We start from the raw sequence: 204 nt of genomic DNA, 5'->3' as shown, positions 1-204 counted from the left end.
AAGATTCGCATATGTTAAATAACCCCAATTGATTTAACTCTTCTTTTATTTTTAATGATAAGTTTTCAATCTTTTTATTGGTTTTGTTAAAGGTGATAATTGGGATTTTAATTACTAACTTTGAACAAATATGGTATAAGTCTTTGGAGGGCTCATTCATGGATTCTTTAAATTTGATGAATAAATCAGTATTATTAACTACAT

Annotated in this window: 1 protein-coding gene; it reads right to left on the bottom strand. The window is 25.0% G+C overall.

The window, feature by feature from the left end; translation table 11 throughout:
• On the bottom strand, positions 1 to 204 hold a 204-nt coding region (locus V7183_RS25790; protein ID WP_438825203.1), incomplete at both ends, for a hypothetical protein.

The sequence above is a fragment of the Bacillus sp. JJ1127 genome (assembly GCF_036965845.1).
Lineage (GTDB): Bacteria > Bacillota > Bacilli > Bacillales > Bacillaceae_G > Bacillus_A.
This window is presented reverse-complemented; position numbering and strand designations above follow the sequence as displayed.